Genomic DNA, 3256 nt, shown 5'->3' on the forward strand with positions numbered 1-3256 from the left:
GCAATCTTTGTGACCAGATTATCATTGGCGTCCGACATAGCCACAAGATGGGCCAGATTCTCAATAGCTACGTCCCTTGGAGAGGCGGGGTCCGGTTCAGACTTAGTAGAAGTTTCTACATACGTCCATCCCCCGTCATAAGACTCCCAATTTGCCGCATTCCAATCTGAATCAAAGTCTAAGCTGAAGGTAGTAAGATTGACCGCACAATCGGACCGAAGTAGTTTTTGAAACTCTATATCTTTCCAAACAAAGATACTTCCGGGCGGTATGTTTCTAAACGTTGTCATGGGTTACTTCCTCCAATTTCTGAAATTCATTTCCGCTAGTACATTTTACCCAACCAGGACACCAAAGTCCACCAGGAAATCGCAAAAATTCCTGATTAAATGCAGGGGTCGCCAACCACCTGTAACAGTTATAACGATTAGAGCAATTAGCGTTATCGCACTTAATCTCGATCATCTTAATCCCACTCTTCTCCGGCGTAGTCCGAGACCTTGATCTCATCCACCAAATACCCGTACTCTTTTACCTCTCGCTCTCCTTCCTTAATCAAGTCCAGTATACGTTGAAGCCTAGTCTGAGACCACTTGATAGGACGACGCCCCTCCCGTTTCAACTCATTGATAACATTCGCTCCGTATGCATCCAACATCCACTCATAGTAATAGGCTCCCTCCCCGCTGCCGGATTGATTACAAGTGGAACATTGTTTGTGTACATTTCGAGTATCAAACCGTACCGATGGGTGCGAGCCAGTCGCCATAAAATGTCCCGCATCCATCTTTCCCTCAACACGTCCACAAGTAATGCAACTAGTCTCATTTCCATCTGAACGGATTAATTTATTAAACCGTCTCTGCAACTTGGTAACGGTTAGCTTAGTACTCCGAGCCATGTCCCACCCCTTTCCAAAAACGAAAGTCTGTGATGAAGCACAATCCCTGATATTTGCCCACCAAAATACCAACTAGTCGGCCTTTACGATCATACACGCCCGACCCAGAACTGCCGCCGATAACCGCCACATCACCTCCGGCAACTTCAGGCCACAGACCACTATCCCAATTCGCATAGTTGCTCAGAATGCCCTCAGTCACCCAGACCTGTTCCATTCCACCAGGATGCCCAATCACCCGAATGGGATCACCAATCTCCACATCCGACAGTTCACCCCATACTGGATACTCTGGACTAGTCAAGTAAGGAACATAGAGAATTGCAATGTCCATTGTAGGGTGTGCTGCCCAAATGGTGGTGCGGTATGTAATGTCCTTATTGTGCAACTCCAAGTAACCAGGAATTTGGGACTGTCCCTGACCCACCACATGCCCCGCCGTCGCCACCAGACCGGGACCAATAATCACACCACTGCCACGCCACATAGGAATGCCGTTCGGATCATACGCCTGGACCATCAAGGTATTGTCCACAGCACTGGAAACCCAAGACCCTTTATTGGCCTCTTGATAAGCTACCACCCCCACAGCGCTAACAAAAGTGACGGCCAAAATGCCAATGCCAATCAAGTAATGGCGAGTGTCTGTTTTCATGTCGCTCTCCTTAAAAGTTAGGTGTGCTGTCGATCATCTTAAACAGGTCGTGCGGAGCAGGGCTCCACTCTCTCAAGTCCTTGGCCGGAGGGATCAATACTTTAATGGTCTCGACATACGGACAGATAGCCAAGGCCGTGTCTGTCGCCCCACGAATCCCGACCTCATCATTATCGGCGATAATAAAGACTCGAATATTCGTTCCAGTACTGGCCGATAATAGCTTAACTAACTCTTTATTTCCAGTTGCACAATTCAATTTCCCCAAGGCGGGTATGTTTGTTAAATGGTGGGCAAATGCCGTGTCTGAAAAGCCCTCACAAATAAGCAGACTGGGCGGAGTAGGGTTAAAGTACATGGGGCGAATCAATCCCATCTTACTCCCACGTTCATTCTTCTTAAACCCATTCGGTTTTCGTTTCTGGATGCCCACAATCCTACCGTCCCATTCAGAAATAGGAATCGTCAAAGAACCATCGGACGGGTCCACGCCACAGCCATATTTATACAGAACGTAGGGTGAGACTTGAAGCCGATGTTCCCACAATAACTGCTGGTCCTGCCGGTCTGCCAATTCTCGCTGCCAGGTTGCTGCCAAATGTCGGAAGTTGACATCAACCGGTGGGCGTGGTCGCACCGGCTTGCTCGCCTTCGCCTGTAACTCCATATCGGGCTTGAGGATGTGCAACCATCCCGCCCCACCAGCCTTCTTGGTGCTGACAGTGCGGCAACAGATAGCGGCGGTAGCATCTTCATTGATTAGACAACCATCCGTCCAACCGTACCCGTTATTGTGTCCACACACCGGGCATAAAATCCGTAAGTCCCTGGTCCGTTTCATTATCAATACTCCGGCTTAACTGCCAGCCCGTTCCGCCCTGGCCCCGACATAATAAACGACACTACTTCAATTGGATATTCGTTTCCCGCTACCGACACTAAGACTTCATAGTCCAGGTCATCGTACTCCCTTAGTAAGTGTGTTATTAGTTCACGGATTGTCATGTCCCAAACTCCTTAAATGTTTTTGGTACGGGAAAGTAAGTAGCATACTCTCCCAACCAGGCACACTGCACCTTCCCAGTCGGTCCGTTTCGCTGTTTGCCCACAATAATAAAGGCTTCACCATCGTCTACCTCGTCTTGCTGTTCTTCATATAGAGCGTAGTACGCTGGGCGATGCAGCAACAGCACCAGATCAGCCGCTTGTTCAATGCCTCCCGTCTCCCGTAAATCGGACAATCGTGGCGTGTGGTCCTGTCTCTTTTCCACCTCTCGATTGAGTTGACACAGCGTAATGATTGGGATATTCATGCCCTTAGCCAGGTCTTTCAACTGTTTACAAATTGTATCCAGTTCTTGATACCTGACCATCTGGCCCCCCAAGTCCATCAATTGTAGATAATCAATGAAGATAATATCTTGAGGGTCTTGTTCCAACTGTGTCTTCACCAACATTGGAGACAAGCACGTGGTCTCATCAATCGAGATATTCATTTTCTGCAATTGAGATAGAGACACGCGGACCGCTTCTCGTTGCTCATCATCCAACATGTTCTTTCGTAGGGCCGACAATGGAACTTTTGCGTGGGCAGAGATCAATCGCAACATTAGCATGTGAGTACTCATTTCCAAGGAAAAGATTCCGACTTTCTTCCCAGCCAATGCAGCCTGTAATGCCATCTGTACCATCATTGCCGT

Annotated in this window: 6 protein-coding genes; all 6 read right to left on the reverse strand. The window is 48.3% G+C overall.

The genetic code is table 11. From position 1 onward, the window contains the following. The coding region (locus tag PHI12_14320) for a hypothetical protein (GenBank protein MDD5511959.1) at positions 1-290 on the reverse strand (290 nt) is incomplete at its 3' end. A gap of 176 nt (positions 291-466) precedes the next feature. Next, positions 467-901: a recombination protein NinG gene (locus tag PHI12_14325; protein ID MDD5511960.1), complete on the reverse strand. Its 435-nt coding sequence runs from the start codon at positions 899-901 to the stop codon at positions 467-469. Further along, entirely contained in the window at positions 885-1556 is a 672-nt protein-coding gene (locus PHI12_14330) for a serine protease (protein MDD5511961.1), read from the reverse strand. The genes PHI12_14325 and PHI12_14330 overlap by 17 nt, the downstream gene beginning before the upstream one ends. A 10-nt stretch (positions 1557-1566) precedes the next feature. Continuing rightward, positions 1567-2397 (reverse strand): hypothetical protein, encoded by an 831-nt coding sequence (locus PHI12_14335; protein ID MDD5511962.1) that lies wholly within the window; start codon positions 2395-2397, stop codon positions 1567-1569. 2 nt (positions 2398-2399) lie between these two features. Further along, complete coding sequence (locus PHI12_14340) at positions 2400-2561, reverse strand: hypothetical protein (GenBank protein MDD5511963.1); 162 nt, start codon at positions 2559-2561, stop codon at positions 2400-2402. Beyond that, a partial coding sequence (locus PHI12_14345; protein MDD5511964.1) for a DnaB-like helicase C-terminal domain-containing protein occupies positions 2558-3256 on the reverse strand: 699 nt, incomplete at its 5' end. The genes PHI12_14340 and PHI12_14345, both read right to left, overlap by 4 nt.

The organism is Dehalococcoidales bacterium, assembly GCA_028716225.1.
Lineage (GTDB): Bacteria > Chloroflexota > Dehalococcoidia > Dehalococcoidales > UBA5760 > UBA5760.